The 26,993-nt window shown below is 71.6% G+C and carries 22 protein-coding genes and 1 pseudogene; 10 read left to right on the forward strand and 13 right to left on the reverse strand.

Annotated elements, in window-relative coordinates:
* The 6 genes from PH203_RS38955 to PH203_RS38980 form a co-directional block, all read right to left on the reverse strand.
* Window positions 1-1,062 (reverse strand): type III polyketide synthase, encoded by a 1,062-nt coding sequence (locus PH203_RS38955; protein ID WP_289926533.1) that lies wholly within the window; start codon window positions 1,060-1,062, stop codon window positions 1-3.
* 115 nt (window positions 1,063-1,177) lie between these two features.
* A complete protein-coding gene (locus tag PH203_RS38960) occupies window positions 1,178-1,414 on the reverse strand; it encodes a DUF6213 family protein (protein ID WP_030967216.1) in 237 nt (78 codons plus the stop codon).
* Window positions 1,415-1,439: 25 nt separating this feature from the next.
* A complete protein-coding gene (locus PH203_RS38965) occupies window positions 1,440-2,834 on the reverse strand; it encodes an NADP-dependent succinic semialdehyde dehydrogenase (protein ID WP_289926535.1) in 1,395 nt (464 codons plus the stop codon).
* Window positions 2,835-2,900: 66 nt separating this feature from the next.
* Window positions 2,901-3,362, reverse strand: a complete 462-nt coding sequence (locus tag PH203_RS38970; RefSeq protein WP_289926536.1) for an NUDIX domain-containing protein — start codon at window positions 3,360-3,362, stop codon at window positions 2,901-2,903.
* Window positions 3,359-4,897, reverse strand: coding sequence for an ATP-dependent DNA ligase (locus tag PH203_RS38975; RefSeq protein ID WP_289926537.1), 1,539 nt, complete (start codon window positions 4,895-4,897; stop codon window positions 3,359-3,361). The genes PH203_RS38970 and PH203_RS38975 overlap by 4 nt, the downstream gene beginning before the upstream one ends.
* 100 nt (window positions 4,898-4,997) lie before the next feature.
* The gene (locus PH203_RS38980; protein ID WP_289926538.1) at window positions 4,998-5,948 is read right to left on the reverse strand and encodes an NAD(P)/FAD-dependent oxidoreductase; all 951 of its coding nucleotides are present in this window, start codon (window positions 5,946-5,948) and stop codon (window positions 4,998-5,000) included.
* 65 nt (window positions 5,949-6,013) lie between these two features.
* Here PH203_RS38980 and PH203_RS38985 point away from each other — a divergent pair, with 65 nt between their 5' ends.
* The 6 genes from PH203_RS38985 (at window position 6,014) to PH203_RS39010 (ending at window position 11,261) form a co-directional block, all read left to right on the forward strand.
* The gene (locus PH203_RS38985) at window positions 6,014-6,586 is read left to right on the forward strand and encodes an XRE family transcriptional regulator (RefSeq protein ID WP_289926539.1); all 573 of its coding nucleotides are present in this window, start codon (window positions 6,014-6,016) and stop codon (window positions 6,584-6,586) included.
* A gap of 86 nt (window positions 6,587-6,672) precedes the next feature.
* On the forward strand, window positions 6,673-7,662 hold the full coding sequence (locus PH203_RS38990) for an NADPH:quinone oxidoreductase family protein (protein WP_289926541.1): 990 nt from the start codon (window positions 6,673-6,675) through the stop codon (window positions 7,660-7,662).
* Window positions 7,659-8,840 carry an acyl-CoA dehydrogenase family protein gene (locus tag PH203_RS38995; protein ID WP_289926543.1) on the forward strand — a complete coding sequence of 394 codons (1,182 nt, stop codon included), beginning with the start codon at window positions 7,659-7,661 and terminating at the stop codon, window positions 8,838-8,840. The genes PH203_RS38990 and PH203_RS38995 overlap by 4 nt, the downstream gene beginning before the upstream one ends.
* Window positions 8,837-9,919 carry an acyl-CoA dehydrogenase family protein gene (locus tag PH203_RS39000; RefSeq protein WP_289926545.1) on the forward strand — a complete coding sequence of 361 codons (1,083 nt, stop codon included), beginning with the start codon at window positions 8,837-8,839 and terminating at the stop codon, window positions 9,917-9,919. The genes PH203_RS38995 and PH203_RS39000 overlap by 4 nt, the downstream gene beginning before the upstream one ends.
* Window positions 9,920-10,091: 172 nt before the next feature.
* Complete coding sequence (locus tag PH203_RS39005) at window positions 10,092-10,955, forward strand: phosphatidylinositol-specific phospholipase C/glycerophosphodiester phosphodiesterase family protein (RefSeq protein ID WP_289926546.1); 864 nt, start codon at window positions 10,092-10,094, stop codon at window positions 10,953-10,955.
* A gap of 111 nt (window positions 10,956-11,066) precedes the next feature.
* The gene (locus PH203_RS39010; protein WP_046257273.1) at window positions 11,067-11,261 is read left to right on the forward strand and encodes a hypothetical protein; all 195 of its coding nucleotides are present in this window, start codon (window positions 11,067-11,069) and stop codon (window positions 11,259-11,261) included.
* A gap of 48 nt (window positions 11,262-11,309) precedes the next feature.
* Here PH203_RS39010 and PH203_RS39015 read toward each other — a convergent pair whose 3' ends face one another.
* From PH203_RS39015 to PH203_RS39040, 6 genes and pseudogenes are all read right to left on the reverse strand, one after another.
* Window positions 11,310-12,548, reverse strand: coding sequence for a phosphodiester glycosidase family protein (locus PH203_RS39015; protein ID WP_289926547.1), 1,239 nt, complete (start codon window positions 12,546-12,548; stop codon window positions 11,310-11,312).
* Window positions 12,549-12,613: 65 nt separating this feature from the next.
* Window positions 12,614-12,973, reverse strand: a complete 360-nt coding sequence (locus PH203_RS39020) for a DUF779 domain-containing protein (protein WP_289926548.1) — start codon at window positions 12,971-12,973, stop codon at window positions 12,614-12,616.
* Between the two features lie 56 nt (window positions 12,974-13,029).
* Window positions 13,030-14,292 carry a DUF3533 domain-containing protein gene (locus PH203_RS39025; RefSeq protein WP_289926549.1) on the reverse strand — a complete coding sequence of 421 codons (1,263 nt, stop codon included), beginning with the start codon at window positions 14,290-14,292 and terminating at the stop codon, window positions 13,030-13,032.
* Between the two features lie 227 nt (window positions 14,293-14,519).
* Window positions 14,520-14,965, reverse strand: a pseudogene (locus PH203_RS39030) (rhodanese-like domain-containing protein); the annotation flags it as partial.
* Between the two features lie 33 nt (window positions 14,966-14,998).
* Window positions 14,999-17,254, reverse strand: coding sequence for a SpoIIE family protein phosphatase (locus PH203_RS39035; protein WP_289926550.1), 2,256 nt, complete (start codon window positions 17,252-17,254; stop codon window positions 14,999-15,001).
* 53 nt (window positions 17,255-17,307) lie between these two features.
* A complete protein-coding gene (locus PH203_RS39040) occupies window positions 17,308-17,988 on the reverse strand; it encodes a class I SAM-dependent methyltransferase (protein ID WP_289926551.1) in 681 nt (226 codons plus the stop codon).
* 172 nt (window positions 17,989-18,160) lie between these two features.
* Between PH203_RS39040 and PH203_RS39045 the strand changes: the two genes are divergently transcribed.
* The 3 genes from PH203_RS39045 to PH203_RS39055 all read left to right on the forward strand — a co-directional run bounded on the left by PH203_RS39045 (window position 18,161) and on the right by PH203_RS39055 (window position 24,167).
* Window positions 18,161-19,153: a hypothetical protein gene (locus PH203_RS39045; RefSeq protein WP_289926552.1), complete on the forward strand. Its 993-nt coding sequence runs from the start codon at window positions 18,161-18,163 to the stop codon at window positions 19,151-19,153.
* Between the two features lie 233 nt (window positions 19,154-19,386).
* Window positions 19,387-21,225, forward strand: coding sequence for an HSP90 family protein (locus PH203_RS39050; protein WP_289926554.1), 1,839 nt, complete (start codon window positions 19,387-19,389; stop codon window positions 21,223-21,225).
* A 2-nt stretch (window positions 21,226-21,227) separates the two neighbouring features.
* Window positions 21,228-24,167, forward strand: coding sequence for a hypothetical protein (locus PH203_RS39055; RefSeq protein ID WP_289926555.1), 2,940 nt, complete (start codon window positions 21,228-21,230; stop codon window positions 24,165-24,167).
* Window positions 24,168-24,263: 96 nt separating this feature from the next.
* On the opposite strand, the gene PH203_RS39060 is transcribed toward PH203_RS39055, so the two are convergent.
* Entirely contained in the window at window positions 24,264-25,745 is a 1,482-nt protein-coding gene (locus tag PH203_RS39060; protein ID WP_289926557.1) for a non-reducing end alpha-L-arabinofuranosidase family hydrolase, read from the reverse strand.
* Between the two features lie 691 nt (window positions 25,746-26,436).
* Here PH203_RS39060 and PH203_RS39065 point away from each other — a divergent pair.
* Window positions 26,437-26,993 (forward strand): endo-1,4-beta-xylanase (locus tag PH203_RS39065; protein ID WP_289926558.1); only part of this gene is annotated, 557 nt, incomplete at its 3' end.

Consider the following 26,993-nt stretch of genomic DNA (forward strand, 5'->3'; position numbering starts at 1 on the left):
TCATGCCGTCTCTGCGTAGCGCTGCCAGCGGCCCAGGGCCATTTCCGCGGTGATGCCGGGCCCGAAGCCGGCGAGCAGCCCGCGCGCCCGGTCGTGGGCTCCGCCCGCGTCGAACAGCCGGCGCAGCGCGTCCAGGACGACGGCGCTGGCGATGTTGCCGTACTCGGTGAGCGTGGCCCGGCTGAACCGGAACGCGTCCGGGTCGACCTGAAGGAACTTGCTGAGGTCGTCGAGTATGCGGGGCCCGCCCGCGTGGACGATGTAGAAGTCCAGGTCGGCGGCGTCCCAGCCGTGCAGCCCCGCGAGATCCCGGAGCGCCGGGGCGAGCGGCTCCATGGTGGCCGGCACCCGCTTGTCCAGCTGGAAGTGGAATCCGGTGGCCCGGACGTCGTACATGATCCATTCCTCGGTCTTGGGGATCAGATACGAGCCGTTGCGCTCCAGCGCGATGCCCTCGCCGCCCCGGCCGCGCACCACGGCGGCGGCTATGCCGTCCCCGAACAGGCCGTTGGACAGCAGGTTTCCGATGCCGAGGTCGGTGGGCTGGTAGCACAGCGAGCAGAACTCGCAGGCCACGATGAGTGCGTTGGCCTCCGGGTAGGCCGTGCAGAAGTCGTGCGCCCGGTTGATCGCGGCCCCGCCGGCCGCGCAGCCCAGCTGGGCTATGGGTATCTGCCGGGTGGTGGACTCGAAGTCCATCTCGTTGATCAGCCACGCGGTCAGCGACGGCATCATGAAGCCCGTGCAGGAGACATAGATGATGACATCGATGTCGCTGGTCAGGAGTTCGGCGTCGTCGAGCGCCCGCTGCACCACGGCCGGCACCCGGGCCTTCGCCTCGGCCACATAGACCTTGTTGCGCTCCTCGAACCCGGGATGCTTCAGCGTCTCCTCGATGGGCTGGACGATGTGCCGGGTGCGTACCCCCGTGTTCTCGATCAGCCGGAGAGCCAGCGGCAGTTGGGGATGGTCGGCGTGCCTGGAGCGAGCCAGCTCCAGCGTCTCCTCCATCGTGATCACGTACTCCGGAACGGACACCGAGGGTCTGCACAACGTCGCCATGAACCGTGCCTGCCTTCACCTCAGGAAGTGGTCCAGTCCACGATCACCTGAGAGGGCGGCGACTTCGCGCGGGGTTACGCCAAACGCGGGACACGTGGAGATACCCGAAGAGCCGCTACGGGGTGGTCCCGCTGCTGTGCGCGATGCACGCCACGTCGATACGATCGGCAAGCTTCGCGAGCTCGATCGTCAACGCGGCCACGGTGTCCTCGTCGAGCCCTTCCTCACCGGCCTCGACCAGGTGCAGCCACCGTCCGCCAACCGTGCGGAGCAGCTTGCTGACATCGGCCGCGGCCACCTGCAACGTGCCCCGGTCGTCGACGATCAGAGGCAGAGTCACTTCACGGTTCACACCGGGGATCGTAGCCGCGCAAGCGTCACGCTCCGTGCCAAACCGTCGTGATGTTGCAGAACTCGCGGATTCCGTGCCCGGACAGCTCACGCCCGTACCCGGACCGCTTCACCCCGCCGAACGGGAACGCCGGATGGGACGCGGTCATCCCGTTGAAGAAGACACCCCCGGCCTCCAGATCCCGTACGAACCGGTCGACCTCCCCCTCGTCCCGGGTCCACACGTTCGAACTCAGCCCGAACGGCGAGTCGTTGGCGATCAGCACCGCCTCGTCGAGGTCGCCCGCGCGGTACAGCGTGGCGACCGGCCCGAACGCCTCCTCGCGGTGGATCCGCATCTCACGGTCGACACCGGCGAGCACGGTCGGCGGGTAGTACCAGCCGGGCAGCTCGGGCCGCCGCAGCCGATGCCCGCCGCACAGCACCTCTGCCCCGCTCCGCGTCGCGTCGTCGACGAGCTCCTCCAGGTCGTCGCGCCCCTGCTCGCTGGCGAGCGGGCCGACGTCGGTGTCCTCCTCCATCGGGTCGCCGACCTTCAGCGCCTTCATGCCCGCGACGAACCGCTCGGCGAACGCGTCGTACACGTCCGTGTGCACGATGAACCGCTTGGCGGCGATGCACGACTGTCCGTTGTTCTGCACCCGCGCGGTCACCGCGACCTCGGCGGCCCGGTCGATGTCGGCGGACGGCATCACGACGTACGGGTCGCTGCCGCCGAGCTCCAGCACCGTCTTCTTGATCATCTCCCCGGACACCGACGCGACCGCCCGCCCCGCGGGCTCACTCCCCGTGAGCGTGGCCGCCTTGACGCGTTCGTCGCGGAGGATCTCCTCGACCTCGCCGGAGCCGATGAGCAGGGTCTGGAAGGTGCCCTCCGAGTAGCCGGCCTGGTGGAAGAGGTCCTCCAGGAACAGGGCGGTCTGGGGGACGTTGGAGGCGTGCTTGAGCAGGCCCACGTTGCCCGCCATCAGCGCGGGCGCCGCGAAGCGGATCACCTGCCAGAGCGGGAAGTTCCACGGCATCACCGCGAGCACCGGACCGAGCGGCCGGTACCGCACCCGGACCCGGGAGGCGCCCGATTCCTTAACGTCGGACTCCGAGGGCTCCTCGTCCGCGAGCAGCGACTCCGCGTGCTCGGCGTACCAGCGCATCGCCTTGGCGCACTTCGCCGCCTCGGCACGGGCCTGCCTGACCGGCTTGCCCATCTCCGTGGTCATGACCTTGGCGATGTCCGGCGCGATGTCGTCGAGGAGACCCGCGGCCCGGTTCAGCAGCCGGGCGCGCTCGTCGAACGGCGTCGTCCGGTACGTGCGGAACGTGGCCTCCGCGAGCTGGAGCCTGCGCTCGATCTCCTCCGGGCCCATGGCCTCGTACGTCTTGAGCGTCTCGCCGTTCGCCGGGTTCACCGTCGCGATGGGCATGACCGACCTCCTGGGGAGCGGACCTGTGTTTCGACCTTCCCGCGCGGCGGCGCCCGCCGCAACGTGTCAGGGCGAGTGCTCCGCCAGCCGGTCGAGAAACGTGGCCTGCGCCCTGACGATCACGTCCCGCGCCCGGTCCAGGCCGAACCACTCCACGCGGTCCAGCTCGGGGAACTCCTGCTCCCGCCCCGATTTCGGCGGCCACTCCATCCGGAACGTGCCCGGCACGACGGTCGCCGGATCGAGGTCCGCCTCGATCGCCCACACCGTGACGACCTTGCCGTTGGTCTGCCTCACCTCACCGAGCGGCACGGCCTCCCCGTCCGGCGGCGGCAGCCCGAGCTCCTCCTGGAACTCCCGGCGGGCGGCGTCCCAGGCGGGCTCCTCGCCGGCCACGTACTCCCCCTTGGGGACGGTCCAGGCGCCGGCGTCACGGCGGGCGAAGAACGGGCCGCCCATGTGGCCGAGCAGGACCTGGAGCCCGTCGTCGGTGTGCCGGAACAGGAGCAGCCCCGCACTCGTCCTCACGGCTTCACCTCGGGGTGCGCGGCCAGCAGCGTCTCCACCGTGTCGGCCTCCCTAGGCAGTTTGTCCTCGCGATAGCGCACCACACGGGCGAAACGGAGCGTGACGCCCGCCGGGTAGCGGGTGGACCTCTGCAGACCGTCGTAGGCGATCTCGACGACGAGCTCCGGGCGTACGGTCACCACGTACCCGTCCGTGTCGACGGCCAGCTCCTGGAGCCGCTCGGTCTGCCAGGTCAGCATCGCGTCGGTCATCCCCTTGAAGGTCTTGCCGAGCATCGCGAAGCCGCCGTCGGCGGTACGGGCGCCGAGGTGGAGGTTGGAGAGCTTGCCGGTACGGCGCCCGTGGCCCCACTCGGCGGCCAGGACGACCAGGTCGAGGGTGTGGACGGGCTTCACCTTCAGCCAGGACGCGCCCCGGCGGCCCGCGCTGTACGGGGCGTCGAGGGACTTCACCACCACGCCCTCGTGGCCCCGCTCCAGCGTCTGGGCGAGGAAGGCCTCGGCCGCGCCGATGTCCTCCGGGCCGTTCACCAGCGTCCGGCGCACCCGCATCGGCTCGGGCACCAGCCGGGCCAGCTCCGCGTGCCGCTCGACGAAGGGGAGGTCGAGGAGGTCGTGGCCGTCGACGGAGAGGGCGTCGAAGAAGACGGGGGAGACGGGGACCTCGGCGGCGGCCGCCGTCACGTCCACGCGGGAGCCGACGCGGCCGGCGGTCTCCTGGAAGGAACGGGGACGGCCGTCCGCGTCGAAGGAGATGACCTCCCCGTCCAGGATGAACCGTTCACCTCTCAACTCCAGTGCGGCAGAGGTCAGTTCGGGCAGCCGGTCGGTGATCTCGTCGAGGGTGCGGGTGTAGATCCGTACGTCGTCGCCGTCCCGGTGGACCTGGACGCGGATGCCGTCCAGCTTCTCCTCGACCGCGCAGGTGCCCAGCTTCTCGACCGCCTCCGCCACCGAGGACGCGCTGTGCGCCAGCATCGGCAGGACCGGGCGGCCGACGGTGAGACGGAAGCGGTCCAGGGCGGTGGGACCGTCCGCGAGCAGGGCCTCGGCGACGGTCTGGAGGGAGCCCGCGAGCATGACCGCGCGGCGGACGTCGGCCGGGGGTGCCTCGGTCGCCTGGGCGAGTCCCTCCGTGGCGACGGCGTCGAGGGCGCCCTGCCGTACCTCGCCGCTGATCAGCCCGAAGAGGAAGCGCTGCTCGTCCTCCGTCGCGGCGCCCATCAACTCCCCGACCAGACGGGTCCGTTCGGCCTGGGAGCCGGTGCCGGAGACTTTGCCCAGCTCGGTGAGGAGGGCGTCGACGTCCCGGACGTCCAGGCTCGGCCCGGCGGCCGGGGCGACCGGACGGCTCAGTACCTTCCAGCCCACCCCGAGCCGCCCCTGCGGCAGACGTCCCGCCAGATACGGGATGACGATCGGCACGTCCTCGGGCTCGGCCTCCCGGAACAGTTCGGCGAGCAGCGCGATCTTCTTCGAGCGCGCCGAGGTCGCGGCGACCTCCTGGGACACCTGGGCCAGCCGGGCAAGCAGCATGTTCCCAGGGTGCGGGACGCTTCGCTGGATTTCACGGCGAAGGACGGGTTGCGTTTTGTCTGCGGGTGCGTTGTGGCTGGTCGCGCAGTTCCCCGCGCCCCTAGGGGGTTGCGTCGAGGTCTGTCATGAGCAGCTCTCCGTTGATCGTGGCCCCGGCTCGGTAGCCGCCTGCCGCCGCGTTGATCACCTGTTCGGCGAAGCCCATCGCGTTGCCCACCGCCCACACGCCCGGCACCGAGGTGAGGCCGGTCGGGTCGACCACCGGGTACGCGCCGAAGGGAGTCTGCGTGAACTCGGCGCCGAGCTTCTCCAGCAGTCCGGTCTGCGGTACCGGGCGGGGCGCGAGGAACAGGGCCTCCCGCGCGTGCACCGAGCCGTCGGCCAGGCGCACGCCCGTCAGGCGGTCGTCCTCGATCCGCAGGCCCTCCACCTCGCCCGGCACCACCCTGACCCCGGCCGCTGCGAGCCTGCGTACGTCGTCGGCCGACAGGTCCGCCTCCGTGACCGTGTGCAGGAAGAGCGTCACGTCCTTCGACCACTGCGAGACCATCAGCGCCTGGTGCACGCTCAGCGGGGTCGTCGCCAGTACGCCGAAGGCCTGGTCGCGGACCTCCCAGCCGTGGCAGTAGGGGCAGTGCAGGACGTCCCGGCCGAAGCGCTCGGCGACGCCGGGTACGTCCGGGAGCTCGTCCTTGAGGCCGGTCGCGACGACCAGGCGACGGGCCCGGACGGTGCGGCCGCTCGCCAGCGCCACATCGAAGTCCTCGGTGGACTCCTCGCTGGATTCCCTGGTGACGTCCACCGCGCGGTCCTCCACCAGCTCGACGCCGTACCGTGCGATCTCCTCACGGCCGATCGCCAGGAACTCGGCGGGTGGCATGCCATCGCGGGTCAGATAGCCCTGCATATGGGCGGCGGGCGCGTTGCGGGGCTCGCCCGCGTCGATGACGAGGGTGCGGCGCCGGGCGCGGCCCAGGACGAGGGCCGCGGACAGGCCCGCCGCGCCGCCGCCGATCACGATCACTTCGTAGGTCTCGGGTGTCTCGGTCATGCCGACACGGTCGTCCCGTGGGTGCGGGATTGACAAACTTCTTTGCCGATTCTGCAATACAGGGCATGACTACGGATGACGTTCTCGCGGAGGTCGGGCCGAGGCTGCGGCGGCTGCGCAAGGACCGGGAGGTGACGCTCGCCTCGCTGTCCGAGACGACCGGTATCTCCGTGAGCACCCTTTCGCGGCTGGAGTCCGGGCTGCGCAAGCCCAGCCTGGAGCTGCTGCTGCCGATCGCCCAGGCTCACCAGGTGCCGCTGGACGAACTGGTCGGCTCGCCGCCGGTGGGGGACCCGAGGGTGCGCTCGACGCCGCTGGTGCGGCACGGACGCACGTACTGGCCGCTCACCCGGCAGCCCGGCGGCCTCCAGGCGTACAAGGTGCTGGTGCCGCAGCGCATGGAGGAGCCCGAACCGCGCACCCATGAGGGCTACGAGTGGCTGTACGTGCTGTCGGGCAGGCTGCGGGTGGTCATCGGTGGGCACGACGTGGTGATGACGGCCGGCGAGGCGGCCGAGTTCGACACGCGCGTGCCGCACTGGTTCGGGTCGACGGGGGAGGGGCCCGCGGAGTTCCTGAGTCTGTTCGGGCCCCAGGGGGAGCGGATGCACGTACGGGCGAAGCCGCGGCGGTCGTGACGCACGCTACTGTTCCCTGAATGGCAAGCGACCGCTTAGTATGCGGCTACCCCAGGTCGGACGACGTAGTCGCGTGGAGGCATCGCATGCAGGCATGGCAAGTGCACGAGAACGGTGAGCCGGGTGAGGTGATGCGCCTCGAGGAGGTCGCGCCCCCGACGCCCGGCGATGGCCAGGTCCTGCTGAAGGTGCGTGCCGCGAACATCAACTTCCCGGACGTGCTGATGTGCCGCGGCCACTACCAGGTGCGGCCGCCGCTGCCGTTCACCCCGGGCGTGGAGATCTGCGGCGAGACCGAGGACGGCCGCCGTGTGCTCGCCAACCCGGCGCTGCCGTACGGCGGTTTCGCCGAGTACGCCGTCGCGGACGCCGCCGGTCTGCTGCCCGCGCCCGAGTCGCTGGACGACGCCGAGGCCGCCGCCCTGCACATCGGCTACCAGACGGGGTGGTTCGGACTGCACCGGCGCGCGCATCTGGAGGCCGGGGAGACCTTGCTCGTGCACGCCGCCGCCGGAGGGGTCGGCAGCGCGGCCGTGCAGCTCGGCAAGGCGGCCGGGGCCACCGTCATCGGAGTCGTCGGCGGGGCCGAAAAGGCCACCGTGGCACGAGAGTTGGGCTGTGACGTCGTCATCGACCGGCGCTCGGAGGATGTCATCGCGGCCGTGAAGGAAGCCACCGGCGGGCGGGGCGCCGACGTGATCTACGACCCGGTCGGCGGCGAGGCCTACACGCAGTCCACCAAGGTCGTCGCCTTCGAGGGGCGGATCGTGGTCGTCGGGTTCGCCGGCGGGAGCATCCCGAGCCCGGGGCTCAACCACGCCCTCGTGAAGAACTACTCGATCCTAGGCCTCCATTGGGGCCTGTACAACACCAAGAACCCGAAGCTGGTCCAGCACTGCCACGAGCAGCTCACCGAACTCGCCGCCCGGGGCGCCATCAAGCCCCTGGTGAGCGAGCGGGTGCCGCTGAGCGGGGCCGCCGCCGCGGTCCAGCGGGTCGGGGACGGGGTCACCACCGGCCGGGTCGCCGTCGTCCCGTCCCCCGGTGCCTCCTCGGAGAACGGAGCCGCCGCATGACCGACGCAGCCGAACTCAAGCGCCGTACAGCGGAGTTGCTGGCCGCGCACCCGCCCGCCACGACCGAGCGTCTGGACTTCCTGAGGGCCCGCTTCGACGCCGGACTGGCCTGGGTGCACTACCCCGAGGGCCTCGGCGGACTCGGTGCCGCCCGCTCCCTCCAGGCCGTCGTGGACGCCGAGCTGGAGGCCGCGGGCGCCCCCGACAACGACCCGCGGCGCAACGGCATCGGCCTCGGCATGGCCGCGCCGACCATCCTCAAGTACGGCGCCGAGGAGCAGAAGCAGCGCTTCCTCAAGCCCCTGTGGACCGGCGAGGAGGTCTGGTGCCAGCTCTTCAGCGAGCCCGGCGCCGGGTCCGACCTGGCCGGGCTCGGCACCCGGGCCGTCCGTGAGGGCGACGAGTGGGTGGTCAACGGGCAGAAGGTGTGGACGTCCAGCGCGCACAACGCCCGCTGGGCCATCCTCATCGCCCGCACCGACCCGGACGTGCCCAAGCACGCGGGCATCACCTACTTCCTGTGCGACATGACCGACCCCGGCGTCGACGTCCGGCCGCTGCGCCAGATCACCGGCGAGGCCGAGTTCAACGAGGTCTTCCTCACCGACGTCCGCATCCCCGACGCCCGCCGCCTCGGCGCGATCGGCGACGGCTGGAAGGTCGCGCAGACCACGCTCAACAACGAGCGCGTCGCCATCGGCGGCATGCGGCTGCCCCGCGAGGGCGGCATGATCGGCCCGGTCTCGAAGACCTGGCGCGAACGCCCGGAACTGCGCACCCATGACCTGCACCAGCGGCTGCTGAAGCTGTGGGTCGAGGCCGAGGTCGCCCGGCTCACCGGCGAACGCCTGCGCCAGCAGCTCGTCGCCGGCCAGCCCGGCCCCGAGGGCGCCGGCATGAAGCTCGCCTTCGCCCGCCTCAACCAGGAGATCAGCGGCCTGGAGGTCGAACTCCGGGGCGAGGAAGGCCTGTTGTACGACGACTGGACCATGCGCCGGCCCGAACTGGTGGACTTCGTCGGCCGGGACGCCGGCTACCGCTACCTCCGCTCCAAGGGCAACAGCATCGAGGGCGGGACCAGCGAGGTCCTGCTGAACATCGTCGCCGAGCGCGTCCTGGGCCTGCCGTCCGAGCCGCGCACCGACAAGGACGTCGCATGGAAGGACCTGGCCCGATGAGCGACCTGCTGTACTCCGAGGAGGAAGAGGCGCTCCGGTCCGCCGTACGGGACCTGCTCGCCGACCACTGCGACGCCCCCGGCGTCATCGCCCGCACCGAGTCCGACGCCCCGCACGACCTCGCCGCCTGGAAGGCCCTCGCCGACGGCATGGGACTCGCCGGTCTCCTGGTCCCGGAGGCCCAGGGCGGCCAGGGCGCCACGCACCGCGAAGTCGCCGTCGTACTGGAGGAGTTGGGGCGCGCGGTCGCCCCGGTGCCCTATCTCACCAGTGCCGTCGTCGCCACCGAGGCCCTGCTGGCCTGCGGCACCGAGGACCTGCTCGCCGAGCTGGCCTCGGGCCGGAAGATCGGCGCCCTCGCGGTCGCGCTGCACGTCACGGCGGGCGGCGCCTACCAGGTCGTACGCCATGAAGACGGTGCCCTGCACGGCGAGTTGACCGGGATCGCGGACGCGGCGGCCGCCGATGTGCTGTTGGTGCCGGCCGATGACGGCGGGCTGTACGCGGTGGACGCTTCCCGTGCGGTCGTCACGCCGCAGGTGTCCCTCGATCTGACCCGGCCGCTGGCGACCGTCACCCTGAACGGGGCTCCCGGCCGTCTTCTCGGCGACGCGGAACCCGCCGTGCGACGGGCCTTGCGCTCCGGTGCCGGGCTGCTCGCCTCCGAGCAACTCGGGGTCGCTGACTGGGCGTTGACCGAGACCGTGCGCTACCTGAAGGAGCGCAAGCAGTTCAACCGCCCCGTCGGCGGGTTCCAGGCGCTCAAGCACCGGCTCGCCCAGCTGTGGCTGGAGGTCGTCAACCTGCGGGCCGCCGCGCGCAACGCGGCCGACGCGCTCGCCGGCGGCGCGTCCGAGAAGGAAGCGGCCGTGGCGGTCGCCGTCGCGCAGGCCTACGCGGCGTCCGTCGCCGTGCACGCCGCCGAGGAGGCTCTGCAGTTGCACGCCGGTATCGGTATGACGTGGGAGCACCCGATCCACCTGTACCTCAAGCGGGCGAAGGCCGACTCGATCGCGTACGGCACCGCGGGCGCCCACCGCGCGGCACTGGCCGAACTGGTCGACCTCCAGGCCCCCTGACGTTCACCTGGGAAAGCCCGCCCCACCTGGGGCGGGCTTTTTCGTGTGCCCCGCGCGAGGGCGATGAACAGACGGCGGCAGTCCGGCCAACTCCTGTCACGAACATGCCCTTTGGGGGCGGTACGACCCCATACTCACCGGTGTCCCGTACCGCCCTCAAAGGGAGGCAGGCATGGCCCTCACCACCCGTCGCAGAGCCCTCACCACCATCGGCGCCGCCCTCGCGGGCGTCGTCGCCCTGCCCGCCGCCGACGCGCTCGCCGGCGAACAGAAGCGCCATCCGCGGCCGTTGTGGCGGGCCCACGCCCACAACGACTACGAGCACGAGCGGCCCCTCTTCGACGCCCTCGACCACCGCTTCGGCAGCGTCGAGGCCGACATCTTCCTCGTCGGCGACCAGCTCCTCATCGGCCACACCGTGGACGACCTCGACCCGTCCCGCACCCTGGAGTCCCTCTACCTCGACCCGCTGGCCAGGATCGTCAAGGCCAACCGCGGTTCGGTGTACCGGGGTCACCGCAGGCCGCTCCAGCTGCTCATCGACATCAAGACCGAGGGCTCCTCGACGTACCTCGAACTCGATCGGCATCTCCAGCGCTACAAGCACCTGTTCACCACCTACGCCCACGGCCGGGTCTTCCCCGGTCCCGTCACCGCCGTCATCTCCGGTGACCGCGCCGCCCGTACGCCCATGGAGGCGCAGACCGTGCGGCGCGCCTTCTACGACGGCCGGCTCGCCGACCTCGGCAGTTCCGCGCCGGCCTCCTTCATCTCGCTGATCAGCGACAACTGGACGCTGAACTTCACCTGGCAGGGCGTGGGCGCGTTCCCCGACGCCGAGCGGCAGAAGCTGCGCGGCATCGTGCAGACGGCGCATGCCCGCGGGCAGCAGGTGCGGTTCTGGGCCACACCCGATGTCGCCGGGCCCGCGCGCGACGCACTGTGGGGCGAACTGCTCGCCGCCGACGTCGACTACCTCAACACCGACGACCTCGCCGGTCTCGAAGCCTTCCTGGACGCCCGTCGGTCGGCGTAGACACCACACGTTCGGCGGACAGGTCAGCCGCACGGACGAACCCTCCGCTACGCCACACTTGCGGCCGAACGCCGTGAAACGGGCGTGTTGGCGTGGCGGAGGAGGCCGACGATGGCGATTTCCATCTCTGTGGTGATGTTGCTGCTGATCCTGGCGGTGATCTTCCTGCGCAACGGCGGGCTGAAGGTCTCCCACGCCCTGGTCTGCGCCCTGCTCGGGTTCTACATGGCCAGCACCAGCATCGCCCCGACCATCCACAGCGGCCTGACGGCGACCGCGGACATCGTCAGCAGTCTCCGACCTTGAGGTCCCTGTAGCCCCTGTAGTCCCTGCAGTCCAGGTGGTCCTGGGGCCTCATCCGGTCGAGAAGACCCCGATGCCGTTCGGGACGGGGCGTTCCGCGCCGCCGCTGGGATGGTTGCGTACCGACACCGCGGTCGCGCCCGGCGCTCGGGCGACCAGTGTCGACGACCCTCCGCCGTCCAGGCTGAAGCCGTCGACCGCGCCCAACCCCTGCAGCACGGACGCCACTTCGGCGATGGTCAGGCCGGTGCGGTACGCGGTCGCGCCGTCCACGGCGAGCAGCAGCACCCGCCGGCCGTCGTCCGCGACCCCCACGGCGGTGCGTACGGCGGAGGCCGTGGCGTCCAGACCGGGCAGCGGCCGGCCGTCGTCGAGGACGGGGTAGCCGCCGAGCGCGAAGCGGTACGGGATCCGGGTCCCGGTCGCAAGCAACCGGTGCTGCACCCGGACCGGCTCGCCGACGGAGAGCTTCCGCAGCCACTGCGCCCCCTCCTCCCTGCCCAGCAGCACGGTGGTCCCCGCGGCGATGGCGCCGCCGCCCGGCGTGTCCGCGGCCGACACCACCCGCCCCTGCCGGACCGTCACCTCGTGGGTGTCGGTACTGCACGGAGCGGCCCGGTCGGTGTCCGTACCGCAGGTGGCGCGCACCCGGGAGGCGCTGCCCCAGGCGCTGGTGAAGGCGCCGATCGACCCCACCGGCAGGGCGTACTGGTTGAGCCCGCGGAGCGGCGGTTCGCCCTGCGCGGTCCGGACCGAGCCGAGCAGGACCATGCTGTCGAGCCGGACCCGCCGGTCGACACCCATGCCGAGCACATTGGCGGTGGAGGTGCCGGGCGGCAGGGCGGGGCCGAAGCGCTGGCCGTCCGGGACCGCCGCCTTGAGGGTGCGGCCGCTCGCGACCGCCGGGCCCACGCTCGCGCCGGTCGCCTCCACGCCCGGGTGCTGGGTCTCGGTGATGTTGAAGAAGTCCCCGTTGACGCCCGCCTCCGCGCCTTGGGCGTCGGCGAGCCGGGAGACGGGCGCCCGCGCGGCCACCGCGCCCGGGTGGAGCAGGTCGAGCCGTACGCGCGGATCGCGCAGGTCGACGGTGAGCACATGCACACGGGTCGGCCCCTTGGCCGCCTGGATGTCGTACTGCTGATAGGTCACGCCGGAAGCGAGCCGGGCCGCGGCCTGTACGGCGCCGGCCGGTGCCGCCCCGGTCAGGGCCGCACCGGCCAGCGCGCCGATCGCCGTGAGAAACGTCAGTACCGTTCTGCCCGTGCGGAACTCTCTCTGACGGCGCGTCACAGTCCCCCCTGATGTCCCGTCAACTGTCCCAGGACTCAGGGGAATTGCGCCAGACGGCAGTCTTTCTAGGAGCCGAGCAGACGGGAACGGGTCAGGAAACGCACTCCTTCGGGTGCTTCCAGCGAGAAGCCGCTGCCCCGCCCCTCGACGACGTCGACGATCAGCCGGGTGTGGCTCCACACCTCGTACTGGCCGCGTGACATCCAGAACGTCACCGGCTCCTCGACGCCCTCGACCTCCAGCTCCGCGAGCAGCACGTCGGAGCCGCCGGTGCGGAACTCGCCCGCCGGGTAGCACATGGGGGCACTGCCGTCACAGCAGCCGCCGGACTGGTGGAACATCAGCGGGCCGTGCGCCTCGCGCAGCCGGCGCAGCAGCACGGCGGCCGCGGGAGTGAGCTCGACGCGCGGGATCTCCTCATACATGCGGTCCAGCGCAGCAGACGGGACGTTGCGAAGAGGTTGCAGCCCGGGGCCGGGCGTCAGGCGGGTTGCGGGGTCAGCCGTTTGTGGCCCTTGCGGTCGTAGTAGAGGGTCATCGCGAAGCCGAAGAGGATGCCGAGGGCGGCGCCGATCGCGGTCATGGTCCAGGCGCGGGTGAGGCCGGCGTCGCCGCGGGCGTCGAAGTAGAGGATCGCGCGGACACCGTCGCTGAGCTGGCGCATGGGCTCGAAGTGGGACAGGAAGCGGTAGAAGCCCGGGACCGCCTGGAGCGGGACGGTGGCGCCCGAGGACGGCAGGCCCAGCACGATGAAGACGAACATCGACACGAGCTGGCCGATGCCGCCGAACGCCGCGTTGATGGCCTGGACGCCGATGCCGACCGCGAGGGCCGCACAGTAGGAGTAGACCCACAGCAGGGGGAGGTGCGTCGCGTCCATGCCCAGGAGGGTGACGCAGGCGAGCATCACCAGGGAGGCCGTGACGAGTGTGATGCCCGCCGTCATCGCCATCTTCAGCAGCAGGGTCTGGGTGCGGTCGATCGGCACGGTGGGCAGCCGGGTGTGCCAGGGGCCGATCTCGTTGTCGGCGTAGCCGAGGGCCGTGTCGACGCCGTTGCTGATGATGTTGCCGCCCATGAAGCCCGCCAGGACCAGCAGCAGCGTGTAGTAGAAGGCGGTCAGGCCCAGTCCGCTGTGCTTGCCGACAGGGTGGCCGACCTCGGTGGTGACCGTCACCGGGTCGGCGAGCAGCAGCTTCCGGGTGGCGTCGGCCCGCGGGGCGGAGCGTGTCAGCTCCTCGCCGATGGTCTGCGATGCCTGGTGCGCGGCCTGCGTGGTGATCTGACCGGCGAGGGAGGAACCGAGGCTGCCCTTGCCGGGGTTGGTCAGCACCGTCAACGTCGGCCGCTCGGTGGCACCGGTGGTGGTGAGCGCGGCGACGGAGTCGGTGAAGTCCGCGGGGACGACCAGGGCGCCGTAGACCTTCCCCGAGTCCAGCTCGTCCTGGGCCTGCGTCCGGGTGAGTTGCCGCCACTCGGCCTTGTCGGTGGAGGTGTCGGACATGATCGTGGCGGCGATCCGGGTGCCCAGGTTCTGCTCCTGGCCGGGCAGCGGCTTGCCGGTGTCGCCGTTGACCAGCGCGATCGGCAGGTCCTTGAGGTCGCCCTGCGGATTGACGATGCCGCCCATGTAGAGCAGGGACAGCAGCAGGGCGAGCAGTCCGCTGAGGACGGCCGGCATGACCCACAGCTTGGGGCGGCGCAGCAGCGCGGAGGCACGGGCCTGGGGAGCGGCGTCGTTCATGGCTCTCCGTCGGGTCGGCGACGCGGTCCCTCAAGTCGTACGCGAGGACGGCCGGGCTCGCACCCAGGGGACCGGGGAGAAGGGCTGGCAGGGTGGGGGAGAGGGCGCGGACCCGCCCCCCTCCTCTCGCGCCCGGAACCCGGAGGCGGATACGGCACCACCCCGCTCCCCGGCCCGGGCCACGCGGCCAGTCGCACCAGCGTCTCCTGGAAGGACACCGCGTCCTTCGGCGCCCTGTTGTACGGAAGCCTTCTCAGCAGGGCCGCCATGCCGCAGGTGTGGGACACGGCCGAGAGGACCAGGCCCCCGCGCCGACCGGTGAGCCCGCGCTGAGGCGGACCTGACGGTCCATCGGCCACGTGGTGCGGCCGGACTCGGCCGGGCACTCGACCGGGTGGCGGGCCGCGGCCTAGGCGCCGGTGCCGCCTTCCGGGGAGACGGCCTCGACGCCGAGAGCCGCCAACGGGTCGCAGCCCTTCGCGGAACGGGCCCCGGAGGCGCACACGATCAGCAGCGGTCCGCGCGCGGCGAGCGCCCGCAGCACGCCCGCCGCCTCGTCCAGCCGGTCCAGCGGGACATCGTGGGCGCCGGGGACAAGGCCGCCGGCGTACTCGCCGGGCGTGCGCACGTCGACGACGGCGGGGTGTTCTTCAGTGCGGGGAACGCCGAGGATCCACGTGAAAGCAGGTCGGCCTACGGTCTGTGTTCAGCGGGGCAGCGGCTGCTCGAACCAGACCACCTTGCCCGTGCTCACCCTGGTCGCTCCCCAGCGCTGCGACAGCTGGTCGACCAGGAACAACCCGCGGCCGCCCTCGTCGCTGAGCTGCGCGTGCCGCATCCTCGGCACCACGGACGAGTCGTCGCCCACCTCGCAGCGGAGTACGTCCGTGCAGAGCAGGCGCAGCGTGATCGGGCGGGTGGCGAAACGTACGGCGTTCGCCACCACCTCGCTGACCATGAGCTCGGTGGACTCCACCAGGTCGGCCAGGCCCCAGTGGTGCAGCGTCCTGCGGGTCAGCCTGCGGGCCTGTCCCGCGGTCTGCGGACGAGGGGCCAGATACCAGTAGGCGACGGTGTCCGGCCGGATGCCCTTGAAGCGGGCGGCGAGCAGGGCGATGTCGTCGTCCCGGTTCCCCGCTCCCAGCGGGCCGAGGGCGTGGTCGCAGAGCCGCTCGATGTCCGGGGGCGCCGCCGCGAGCCGGGTGCGCAGCCGTTCCACGCCGGTCAGCACGTCCGAGTCGCGGGACTCGACGAGACCGTCGGTGTACAGCAGCAGGGTCGCTCCGGCCGGTGCGGGCAGCTCGACGGACTCGAAGCCTGCGTCGGCCCCGACGCCGATCGGGGCGCCGGGCGGTACCTCCAGGACCTCGGTGCTGCCGTCCGGGTGCAGGAGCACGGGCGGCAGGTGGCCCGCGCTGGCGATCAGCAGCCGGTGCAGCACGGGGTCGTACATGGCGTACAGACAGGTCGCCGTGTGCTCGCTGCCGAGCCGTTCCGCCTGCTCGTCGAGGTGCTGCAGGACCTCGTCCGGGGACAGGTCGAGCCCCGCCAGGGTCTGCACGATGGTGCGCAGCTGGCCCATGATCGCGGCCGAGGTCATGGAGTGGCCCATCACGTCGCCGATGACCAGTGCGACCCGGTTCCCGGGCAGCGGGATCGCGTCGTACCAGTCGCCGCCGACCTGCGCGGTTTGCGAGGCCGGGAGATAACGGCTGGCCAGCACGGCTCCGGGCGGTTCGGGCAGCGAGGGCGGCAGCATCGTGCGCTGCAGCGCGTCGGCGACGGCGGCCTCGCGCGCGTACAGCACCGCCTTGTGGATGCCGAGTGCGGTGTGGGTGGCGAGCTGGGAGGCGACGAGCAGGTCGTCGGCGGTGAACGGTGACCGTCCGGGGCCGCGGATGAGCACCATGCTGCCCAGGACATGGCTGGGGCCGTGCAGCGGCGCGACGATCAGCCGCCGCCCGGACGCCGCCGCCCGCCGGGCGGCCGCCGCACCCAGCAGTTCGGCGACCGCGGGGGCGATGCCCGGGGCGTTGCCGAACACGGGGCGCCCGGTCTGCAGCAGGGTGGCGAGCAGACCGGTGGGGGACGGGCGTACAACCTCGGCTGCCTGGACGACCTCGGCCGCATGGGCGGCTTGGACGGCTTGGGCGGTCTGGACGGCCTGGGCGGTCGGCGGGGTCGTCTCGGGCGGCAGGGCGCGGTTCGCGGTGTGCAGGCGCAGGACGCCGGGCTCGGCGGAGGTCTCGTCGCCGATCGGGAGCGGGGCGTAGAGGTGGACGAACGCGGTGTCGGCGAAGGCCGGAACGGCCGCGTTGCAGAGTTCGCGGACTGTCTCGTCGAGGTTCATGCCGCGGCCGATCCAACGGGTCGCGGCGTCGAGGTAGCGGAGGCGGTCGGTCTGGGGCTCGGTGACGCCGGGGCGGACGGCGGCTCTCGCGGCGGAGAGGCGCAGGGCGGCTCCGGGGCGGGCGTGGGCGCGGGCGCCTGCGGGGGCTGAGGCTGCGGCTGTTGCAGCTGCGGGCGCGGGTGCGGGGGCGCGGGCGGGTGCGGGGGCGGGAGTGCGGGGTGCGGTCGGGGTGGCTGCTGTGGACGGGGTGCGGGGCCTGGGGTCGGTGGGTTCTCCGGTCTGCGTGCGGGTTCGGGGGCCGGCGGTCGACCCGGGGTGCGGGTGGGCTTTCACGGACTGCGGTTCGGTGGCCCTTGGGCGGTGGGCGGCCTTCGCGGCGGAGAGGCGCAGGACGGCTCCGGGGCGGCCCTCGGCCCCGGCGGCCGTTGCGGCTCGGGGGCGGGGCTCGGGGCCGGTCGTATCGGGGGATGCGGGGGATGCGGGGGACGAGGTCGGCGTGGGTGGCGCGGGGGACGGCGCGGGGTGCTGAGGGCGGCGTCCGGTGTCGGCGGGCCTGCGCCGGCCGGCCGGCTGTCCGTCGTTGCCTCCCTCGGCACCGGGGTGCTTCGTCACGCCGTGTCCTTCCGGCCGTGCGGACCCGCCGGGGCGGGGTGGATCAGGAGTCGTCAGGCATGCCGTCGGCAGCGCAGGAAGATCTGCACCTCGGGCGGGACGTCCACGGACGCCGGGGCGTACGAGAACGCGGCCTCGTCGACGATCTCGAAGCCCGCCCCCTCGACGACCTCGCGCAGCTCCTCCCGTAGATAGCCGGAGACCCGGATGGTGCTGCCGATGAACGGGATCTCGAAGTCGTCCACGTCGGCCTCGACCATCGACAGCGCGAAGAGTCCGCCCGGAACCAGCAGGTGGTGGATGGTGCGCAGGGCGAGGGGGATCTCGGCGCGGGGCAGCATCAGCAGTGAGAAGAAGGCCGACACCGCGTCGAAACGGCCGAGATCCCGTGGGCCTGCGGGCCGCAGATCCGCGATGTCCGCCCGGTGGAACTCCCCGGCGGGCACATGCTGCCGGGCGAGCGCGACCATCCGGTCCGACAGGTCGACCCCGACGACCTGGAGACCCGCCTCCGCCAGCTGCAGTGCGGTCGGGACGCCGGTGCCGCAGCCCAGGTCCAGCACCCGGGCCCCGGACGACAGGGACTTGATCAGCCACTCGGCGGATTCGACCTGCCCCTCCTTGTGCGGGAAGGCCTCGTCATAGCGGTCGCCGATGGCGTCGAAGGCCTCGGCCTGGCCGGTGCGGTCGAGCCGCTGACTTCCGTAGCCGAGCTGGTCGCCGGAACTGCTCACGAGAACTCTCCTTCGACGCCGTGTGCGTAATTTTTTCATAGTTGTACGCACTTTGGGGCAGTCGGAGACGGACTTCGCACGTGCGGCAGAGGTGAAAACCCTGTGGAAGCGGTGTCAGTGGTGCCGTTTATGCTGCCCCTCACGATCACGCGGTACCAGGGGAGGGCGCGGCATGCTGGGCAAGTTGTTCGGGAGAGGTGCGGAGAGAACGGCGGCGGATCCGCACGCCCTTCCCGTCCCGGGCAAGCGGAAGCACGGGACGTACGCATTGCGCGCGTTGGGGGACGCACGGGTGCTCGCGCTGGTCGAGGCGGCCGACGCGGGTGACTGGGCGGCGGTCAAGGCGGCGCTGGCCCCCTTCGACCTAGGCCACCAGCAGGAGGTCCTGGGCCAGCTCACCGACGTGGGCGGTGTGGAGGAGTGGGCCGTCCGGGCCGCCGAGGAGGACAAGGACGACAAGGAGCTCCGGGCGACCGCACTGCTGATATCGGGTGCACGCCATGTCGCCTGGGGCTGGGAGGCGCGCACGTCGGCCCGTGCCGTCGACGTCAGCCGCGAGCAGTGGCAGACCTTCTACGAGCGGCTGGGCATCGCCGAGGAGCACCTTCTCGAAGCCGCCGAACTGCAGCCCGACTGGGTCACACCGTGGCGTCATCTGCTCACCTCGGGACGCGGCATGTCCGTCGACGACAGCGTCCAGGACGCCCGGCTCGCGGCCGGTCTGCGCCGCGATCCGCTGAACCCGGACATCCACCTGGAGTGGGTCTCGCATCTCCAGCCGCGCTGGGGCGGAGAGCCGGGCCAGGCCCTGGACTTCGCCCGGAAGGCCTTCGCCGCCGCGCCCGACGGACATCGGCTCGGCTGTGTCGTCGCCATGGCACACATCGAGGACTGGGTGGAGTCCGACAACCGTGACTGTCTGCAGCAGCCGCGGATCCGGACCGAGTTGAGGGAGGCGGCGGAGCGCAGCATCCTGCACCACGCGTACGAGCGCGGCCTGGGCTGGCAGGGCGACTACAACATCTTCGCGATGGCCCTCTCGCTGGCGGGCAGCAGCAAGGCCTCCAACGTCTTCCGCGAGCTGGACGGTGTGATCACCCGGTGGCCGTGGACCTTCATGGCGGACCCGGAGAAAGCGTACGCGCGCTTCCGCAAGGCCTTCTGAGCCACCGGCCGCAGCAGCCATAGCGGCCACTGCGGCCATACCACCGGTCGTCTCGGTCACCCCGGATCCACACGGCCCTACGGCCGCACCGGCCCCGTACCGGCCACAAGGCCCCACCGGCCCATCGGCATCATCGGCCCCGCCGACCCCGTCGGCCCACCGTCACCGCACGTCCGCGGCCGGCCCGCCGACAACCGCCCACCCCCGCCGTTCCCTTCACCCCGGACTGCCCCATGCCTTTGCGTGACACCTCGGCCCACCAGCCCGCCACCGACCGCACCTTCCAGGTCGACCTCCGCGGCCTGGTGGACCTCCTCTCCCACCACCTCTACTCCAGCCCCCGCGTCTATCTGCGCGAACTCCTGCAGAACGCGGTCGACGCCCTCACCGCACGGCACGCCATCGAGCCCCACGGCGCCTTCGGTATCCGCCTGTACGCCGACGGCTCCGTCGTACGCGTCGAGGACGACGGCGTCGGTCTCACCGAGGCCGACGTGCACACCTTCCTCGCCACGATCGGCCGCAGCAGCAAGCGCGCCGAGCAGGTCGCCGAGCAACGCGCGGACTTCATCGGCCAGTTCGGCATCGGCCTGCTCTCCTGCTTCCTGGTCGCCGACGAGATCCACGTCGTGAGCCGCTCGGCCCGCACCCCCGACGCGCCCGCCGTGGAGTGGCGGGGCCGCGGCGACGGCAGCTACACCGTCCGCACCCTGCCCGCCTCCGCCCGACCCCGGCCGGGCACCACCGTCACACTGACGCCGCGCGCCGACGCCGGCGAGTGGACACGCCCGGCCCAAGTGCACGCGCTGGCCCGGCACTTCGGCTCCCTGCTGCGGCACCCGGTGACCTTCGACGACGGCTCGGGCAGCGCGGGCGTGCCGGTGAACCCCGACCCCGCGCCCTGGTCGAGCACGTACCCCACCCCGGGCGCCCGCTCCCGCGCGCTGGCCGCGTACGGCGAAGAGGTCTTCGGATTCAAGCCGTTGGACACCATCGAGCTGGACCTCCCGGCCGTCGGCCTGAAGGGCATCGCCTGTGTCCTTCCCGAGGCGGTACCGGCCGGTCGACGTCACGGCCACCGCGTGCACGTCAAAGGCATGCTGCTGTCCGAGCAGGCCGAGGAGATCCTGCCCGAGTGGGCGTTCTTCGTCCGCTGTGTCGTCGACGCCGAGAGCCTGCGCCCGACGGCATCGCGCGAAGCCCTGTACGAGGACGACACCCTCGCCGCCGTGCGTGACGCGCTGGCCGAGCGGCTGCGCGACTGGATCGCCCGGGCCGCCGCCAGCGACCCGGAGCTGCTCGGCCGCTTCCTCCAGGCCCACCACCTGGCCGTGAAGTCCCTCGCGGTGCACGACGACGAGATCCTGCGGATGCTGCTGCCCTGGCTGCCGTTCGAGACCACCGACGGACACTGCACCCTCGACGAGTTCGCGCGCACCCACCGCACCGTGCTCGTCACGTCCAGCGTGGAGGAGTTCCGGCAGGTCGCCGCGATCGCCTCGGCCGCCGGACTCGGCGTCGTCAACGGCGGCTACACCTACGACCGCCAACTGGTCCACCGGCTGCCCGAGATCAGGCCCGAGGCCAGCGTCGCCGACCTCGACCCGGCGACCCTCACCGCCCATCTCGACCCCGTCGACCGGGAGACGGAACTGGCCGCCGCGGCCTATCTCGCCCAGGCCCGGGACGCCCTCGCCGTCTTCGACTGCGATGTCGCGCTGCGCACCTTCCAGCCCGCCTCCGCCCCGGCCCTCCTCGTCGACAGCCGCGAGGCCCGGCACGAGCGCACCCGCTCCCAGCTCGCCCGCGAGCAGGAGGGCGGCCTGTGGGGCGACATCCTCGGCGCCCTGCGCCAGGAGGCCCCGCGCGCCCAGCTGATCCTCAACCAGCTCAACCCGCTGGTCCGCACCGCCGTCGCCATCGACGAGCCCGAACTGGCCCGCACCAGCGCCGAAGCCCTCTACGGACAGGCCGCGATGCTCTCCCGGCGCCCGCTCAGGCCCGCCGAGTCGAGCCTGATCAACCGCTCCTTCCTCGACCTTCTCGCCCACGCCCTGCGCAAGGACAGCTGACGATGACGACTGCACCCCGTCCCCAGAGCACAGACGAGCTGTTCCAGGCGCTCCAGGAGAACGACCGGCGCCCGTACGGCCGGGCCCGCACCGTCTCCGCCGAGGAACTCGTCGACGCCGCCGAGCAGTTCGAGGACCCCGCCGTCCTCATCCACGCCCTCCTCGAACTCCAGGAGGCGTACACCTACGGCTCCGAACCCCGGAAGTCCCCGGTCGTCTTCGCCCGGCTGCTCACCCTTTTCGACGAGCAGCCCGACGTCTTCGACGAGCGCCTGCGCCACCAGCTGTTCTGGCGGTTCAAGTGGGTGGCCCACGCCCTGCGCCAGCTGCCCGAGATACCGCTGACCAGCCTGCGCCAGTGGCTGCAGGAGATGCGCGACCGGTACGAGAAGGCAGACCTCGGCCTCCAGCCGTACTACGGGCAGGCGTACCAGCTCGCCGCCCACGTCGGCGAGGACACCGCCCTCGCCTACGAGTTGTGGGCGGGCCGCACCCGTACCCGGCTCAGTGACTGCGAGGCCTGCGAGATCTGCCAGCGCGCCCTGTACCACCTCACGTCGGGCGACGACGAGCGGGCGCTGGGCGCCTGGGAGCCGGTCCTGACCGGGAAGGAGTCCTGCAAGGAGGAGCCGTCCCGCTCCGCCTCGTACGCGCTGCTGCCCCTGCTGCGCACCGGCCGGGCCGACCGGGCCCGCGAACTGCACCTCACGGGCTACCGTGCCTGCCGCCGCAACCCTTCGATGTCCGAAGAGGTCGGCCGGCACCTGGAGTTCTGCGCGCTCACCGGCAACGAGGCACGCGGTCTGGAACTGCTCGCCGAGAACCGGAACCTGTTCGACGAGGTCGACTCGCCGCTCGACCAGCTCGGCTTCCTCACCGGCGTCGAGGTCCTCCTCCAGCGCGTCGAGCACCTCGGCCACGGCGAACTGCCCACCGCCGGGTACACGGGCCGTACCTGGACCGTGGCCGCCCTGCGCGCCGAGGTCCGCGGGCGCGCCGACGACCTCGCCGCCCGCTTCGACGCCCGCAACGGAACCACAGCCAACGCCGACCGCCGCAGGGCCCGCTTGGACCGTGCCCCGCTCGTGGAGTCGCTGGAGCTGACCCTGCGTCCCCGCGCCCTCGACGACGTGGCCCCGGCCGCCCCGGTCGCCGCACCCGCGGCCCGTACGACCGCCGCGGTCCCCGAAGACCTGCCCGAACTCATCCTGCGGGCAAGGGCGTTGGACGAGGAGGGCCACCCGGACGCCCAGGCCTGCTGGGAACGGCTGCGCACCCTCGTCGCCGCCCGCGACTACACCCACCCCGACGACCCGGCCGTGGGACCGCTCGTACGGCTGCGCGCCGACCTGCTGGCCGAAGAGGCCAGCCGGGCGGGCAACAAGGACGAGTACGTCGAGTCCGCCGCCCTCCACGAGGAGGCCGCGGCCCTGTACGACGACGCGGGCGAGCCCGGTCACGCGGCGGTCTGCCGCGCCTCCGCCCTGCTCGCGACCGCGGAGATCCCGGCTCCGCAGGACGCCGACGAACCCGAGGCGAAGGCCGCCGAACTGGCCGCCGCCCACGCCTCCATGGCCCGGCTGCACGAGGAGACGACCGGCCTCGCCCCGTTCCTGGAGGCCCGGCTGCTGCGGCTGCGGGTGACCGCGCTCGCCCTGCGCCTTCAGGCCTCGGGTGACCAGGAGCAGGTCGCGGCGGTGTTCGCCGAGGTGGACCGACTGCTCGCGTTCGCCACCCGGCACGACATCGACGGGCAGATCTCCGGGGCCCTGCTGCTGCGGGCCAGCACGCACGCCCTCTCCGGCGACCTGCCCGCCGCCGTCACCGAGATCGACGCCCTGCTCGACCGGCTCAAGGCGCACGGCCCCGCCTGGCACCTGCCCCGCACGCTCGGGCTGCGCGGCCGGTTCCAGTTCGGCCTGCGGGACGCGCAGGCCGCGTACGACAACCTCGCCGAGGGGCTGCGACTGGCCGCCGAGTGGCCGGCCGACACCGTCGACACCTCCCGCCTGCACAGCGATCTCGCCGAGGCCTGCATGCACCTGGGCCGCCCCGACGAGGCACTGCGGCATCTGACGCGCTCCGCGGAGGTGGCCCTGCGCCGCGGCAGCCGCGTGGACGCGTTCTGCACCTACAGCAACGCCGCCCAGCTCAGCCTCGACCTCGGCCGCATCGAGGACTGCATCGCGCTCCTCGACTCCCTGCTGACCGAACCGGACGTCACCGCCGGAGAGCTGGACGACCGGCTCGTCGCCCAGCTCCGCCTGACCCGCGCCCGCGCCCTGCACGCGGGGGAGGACCTCAAGGCGGCGACGGCGGAGTTCGTCACCCTGGCGGGCGAGTCCTCCGCCTGGGACGACGACCCGGGCAGCCACGCCATGATCGCCGCGGAGACCGCCGTACTCCTCGGCGAGTCCGGCGAGTTCGACCGCGCCCGCGAGGCCGCGGACCAGGCACTCGCCGCCCACGGCCGGGAGCCGCGCTACGAGCACCTCAGCAGCTCACTGCGGGAACTCGCCCGTCTCCAGTCCCAGAAGCAGGGCGCGGACGGTCTGCCCGCCGCCCTCGCCTTCCTCTCCGACGCGGGCCGCATCGCCGACGAGGCCCGCGCCGCCGGCTACGAGGCCCACGGCCGCGCCCTGGACCCGGCCCTGGCCTATGAGTACGGCCGGGTCAACGCCTACGCGGGTGAGTACGAGGACGCCCTCGTGGCGCTGGACAAGGCCCTTGGACTGCTCGGCGAGCCGGGCCGGGACGACGACGCCGGCGAGTGGGCCGAGTGCGTCCGCCTCGCGGGCGCGGTGGAGGGCATCTACCTGGAACGCACGGCACTCGCCCTCACCCGCGTCGACGCGGCCGTCTCCCGCCTGACCGCGCTGGGACACGTGGAGGAGACGGAGGCGCTGACTTCGCTGGCGGCCAGGCTGCGCGACGAGGAGTGACAGAAGCGGAGTGACAGAAGCGGAGTGACAGAAAGGGGCGCCTGGCAGGCGCCCCTTTCTGTCACAGGACGCCTGACCGCGCCCCGTGTCGTGCCGTCAGCGCTGAAGTGTCAGCAGCCCTGGACGGTAGGGGAGGAGGCCGTAGTCGACGCCGTCGGAGCTGGGGCTGCGCCCCTGGTAGAGCAACTGGAGGTTGCAGGGATCGACGGTCATCGTCTGGTCGGCGCTGGTGCGCAGCAGTTCGCCGTGGCTGATGTCGTTGGTCCAGGTGGCCCCGCTGTTGGCCTTGCCCGCGAAGGGGTTGCTCTCGGTCGCGGCCTGGGGTGTCCACGAGCCGTTCAGACTGGTGGCCGTGAACGAGCGGAAGAACCGCTGCTCAGTGGCGCCCCGGGCCTCGACGATCATGAGGTAGCGGTTCTGGCCCTGCAGCTTGTAGACCTGCGGCGCCTCGAACAGGTTCTTCACCGTGTCGCTCATGATCGTTGTGTACGAGGAGCCGAAGCTGCCCGGGAAGTTCCCGATGGGCATGCTGGCCCGGTAGATCCTGCCGTTGTCACCGGCGAAGAACAGGTACATGTTCGTCCCGTCACCGATGATCGTCTGGTCGATGGGGCCGGTTCCGGAGTCGGAGATGCTGCCGGTGAACAGGGGCTGCGGTGCTGACCAGCCGTTCGGGTTGGTCGGATCGGTCGACGTCCGGTAGTTGAAGGCGGCCGCGCCCCACTGGTAGGTGAGCACCCAGATGTTCTTCGGCGCGAAGTAGAAGAGTGAAGGCGCGACGGTGCCCGACGACATCGTGTTCTGGCTTGCCGAGGCCATCTCCGACCAGTTGGTGAACAGGCCGAAGTTCATCGAGCCCCACGCCTTGCCCGTTCCCGCGGCGCCGTGGGTCGTCGCGTAGACGAGCTGCCTGCCGTTGTAGGGGGCGACGGTGAAGTCCTTGAGCGAGGCCCATTCCGGCCTGGGCTGTGCCAGCGGGCCCGTCGACGACCAGCGGTAGCTCGAGGGCAGGTCGCACGGGCCGGGGGTGCTGCCGCCGACCTTGACGAACTGCCACTGCTGGTTGGCGCCGCCCCAGTCGTCATACTGGACGATGTTCGCGTTGTCGGCGGTGGAGGCGCCCTGGACCTCGAGGGCCTTGTTGCTGTGGCGCGCGATGAGCCGCACATAGCCGTCGGAGCTGTCGGCCAGCCGCCACTGCTGGTTGGTCGCGTTCTGGTCGGTCCACTGGACGATCGCGCCGCCGTTCGCCGTGGACCGGTTCTGGACGTCCAGCACCTTGCCCGAGAGACGGGACTTGACGCGGTAGTAGCCGCCCCCGGAATCGACGAACTGCCACTGCTGCTGGTTCTGGTCGTTCCTCGTCCACTGGGTGATGCGGGCGCCGTCCGCGGTCGACAGATTGTATACGTCGAGGGCCTTACCGCTGTTGCGGTTGACCAGCACATACGAGGCGTTGGGGTCTACGGTCGCCGCGCTGGCGGGCTGGGCACCGAGGAAGCCGGCCACCAGGAGCAAAGGCGCAAGGATGGCGAGTAAGTGTCTTGGGCGAAGCAGTGACCGGTGGCGAAACCGCATCAGAAGGCCTCCTTGGGAGCGGGGGTGGGGTGACGCCGTTGAGCCGCGAAGCGGCCGTACCGGAGCGGTGAGGTCATCGAAACATTCGATGACCTCACCGAACCTTGACGTCGCAAGCTAGGAACGCGGAGGCCTCCGGTCAAGGTCTCTGTCGCAGATCTGTCTGCAAACCATTGCTCCGGGAGGCCCTGGAGGTCGCGGTAGGGCGGGCAATTCCAAGGGGCAGGGTGGGAAGGGAGTTGGGTGAGGGATGCCTGCAAACCCGTTGCGGGACTGAAAGTTTCGACTGACTAACGGAAACTTTCTCTGTGATGAGTGTTGACGATTCACTGTCAACCCCTCAATCATCCCTCTCTGAGTGGCCGACCGTAGTTCGGGATTTCGAACTGTGGTGGTCCCGGGCACCTTGTGCCGAACGGCAGATCCACGCATCGAAGCACCCGCGCCACCCCGTTTCCTTCCGGTGAGGTTCGCACCAGCGCATCCTGGCTCTTCGCACCGTTGGAGAGGTACGCGACGCCGCGTGACGGCCCCCGGCTGAGCCGCGATGGAGTACCCCGTGTCTGTGTCGAAACACCGCTGTCGACCACCGCCCGCTGTATGTAACCGGTGGCCGACCGCGTGCCGTCGAAGCCGGCGCACTTCCCCCGCGCTCCCGTCATTCCGTGATGTCCAACTTGGAGGCACAGCCATGGGTCCGCACGCCCTTCCCAGACAAGTCGTCCGCCGCAAGATCCGCGGCCTGCTGCCGGCGCTGGTCGTCGGTGTCCTTGCCGCGGCCGGCGCACTGGTCGCGCCGCCGCCCGCGAGCGCCGCCGAGAGCACGCTCGGCGCCGCGGCGGCGCAGAGCGGCCGTTACTTCGGCACCGCCATCGCCTCGGGCAGGCTGGGCGACTCGGCGTACACCACGATCGCGAACCGTGAGTTCAACATGGTCACGGCCGAGAACGAGATGAAGATCGATGCCACCGAACCGCAGCGGGGCCAGTTCAACTTCACCGCGGGTGACCGCGTCTACAACTGGGCGGTGCAGAACGGCAAGAAGGTGCGCGGCCACACCCTGGCCTGGCACTCCCAGCAGCCCGGCTGGATGCAGAGCCTCAGCGGCAGCACCCTGCGGCAGGCGATGATCGACCACATCAACGGCGTGATGAACCACTACAAGGGCAAGATCGTCCAGTGGGACGTCGTGAACGAGGCCTTCGCCGACGGCAGTTCGGGGGCCCGGCGCGACTCCAACCTGCAGCG

Origin of the sequence: Streptomyces sp. S.PB5 (assembly GCF_030403745.1) — a bacterium.
Taxonomy (GTDB): domain Bacteria; phylum Actinomycetota; class Actinomycetes; order Streptomycetales; family Streptomycetaceae; genus Streptomyces.

Coding starts and splice junctions, on each gene's coding strand:
- PH203_RS39000 (WP_289926545.1), top strand. CDS start 8,837: ATGAGCGACCTGCTGTACTCCGAGGAGGAAGAGGCGCTCCGGTCCGCC.
- PH203_RS39010 (WP_046257273.1), top strand. CDS start 11,067: ATGGCGATTTCCATCTCTGTGGTGATGTTGCTGCTGATCCTGGCGGTG.
- PH203_RS38985 (WP_289926539.1), top strand. CDS start 6,014: ATGACTACGGATGACGTTCTCGCGGAGGTCGGGCCGAGGCTGCGGCGG.
- PH203_RS38990 (WP_289926541.1), top strand. CDS start 6,673: ATGCAGGCATGGCAAGTGCACGAGAACGGTGAGCCGGGTGAGGTGATG.
- PH203_RS38975 (WP_289926537.1), bottom strand. CDS start 4,897: ATGCTGCTTGCCCGGCTGGCCCAGGTGTCCCAGGAGGTCGCCGCGACC.
- PH203_RS39020 (WP_289926548.1), bottom strand. CDS start 12,973: ATGTATGAGGAGATCCCGCGCGTCGAGCTCACTCCCGCGGCCGCCGTG.
- PH203_RS39045 (WP_289926552.1), top strand. CDS start 18,161: ATGCTGGGCAAGTTGTTCGGGAGAGGTGCGGAGAGAACGGCGGCGGAT.
- PH203_RS39025 (WP_289926549.1), bottom strand. CDS start 14,292: ATGAACGACGCCGCTCCCCAGGCCCGTGCCTCCGCGCTGCTGCGCCGC.
- PH203_RS38955 (WP_289926533.1), bottom strand. CDS start 1,062: ATGGCGACGTTGTGCAGACCCTCGGTGTCCGTTCCGGAGTACGTGATC.
- PH203_RS38995 (WP_289926543.1), top strand. CDS start 7,659: ATGACCGACGCAGCCGAACTCAAGCGCCGTACAGCGGAGTTGCTGGCC.
- PH203_RS38980 (WP_289926538.1), bottom strand. CDS start 5,948: ATGACCGAGACACCCGAGACCTACGAAGTGATCGTGATCGGCGGCGGC.
- PH203_RS39005 (WP_289926546.1), top strand. CDS start 10,092: ATGGCCCTCACCACCCGTCGCAGAGCCCTCACCACCATCGGCGCCGCC.
- PH203_RS38965 (WP_289926535.1), bottom strand. CDS start 2,834: ATGCCCATCGCGACGGTGAACCCGGCGAACGGCGAGACGCTCAAGACG.
- PH203_RS39055 (WP_289926555.1), top strand. CDS start 21,228: ATGACGACTGCACCCCGTCCCCAGAGCACAGACGAGCTGTTCCAGGCG.
- PH203_RS39050 (WP_289926554.1), top strand. CDS start 19,387: ATGCCTTTGCGTGACACCTCGGCCCACCAGCCCGCCACCGACCGCACC.
- PH203_RS39060 (WP_289926557.1), bottom strand. CDS start 25,745: ATGCGGTTTCGCCACCGGTCACTGCTTCGCCCAAGACACTTACTCGCC.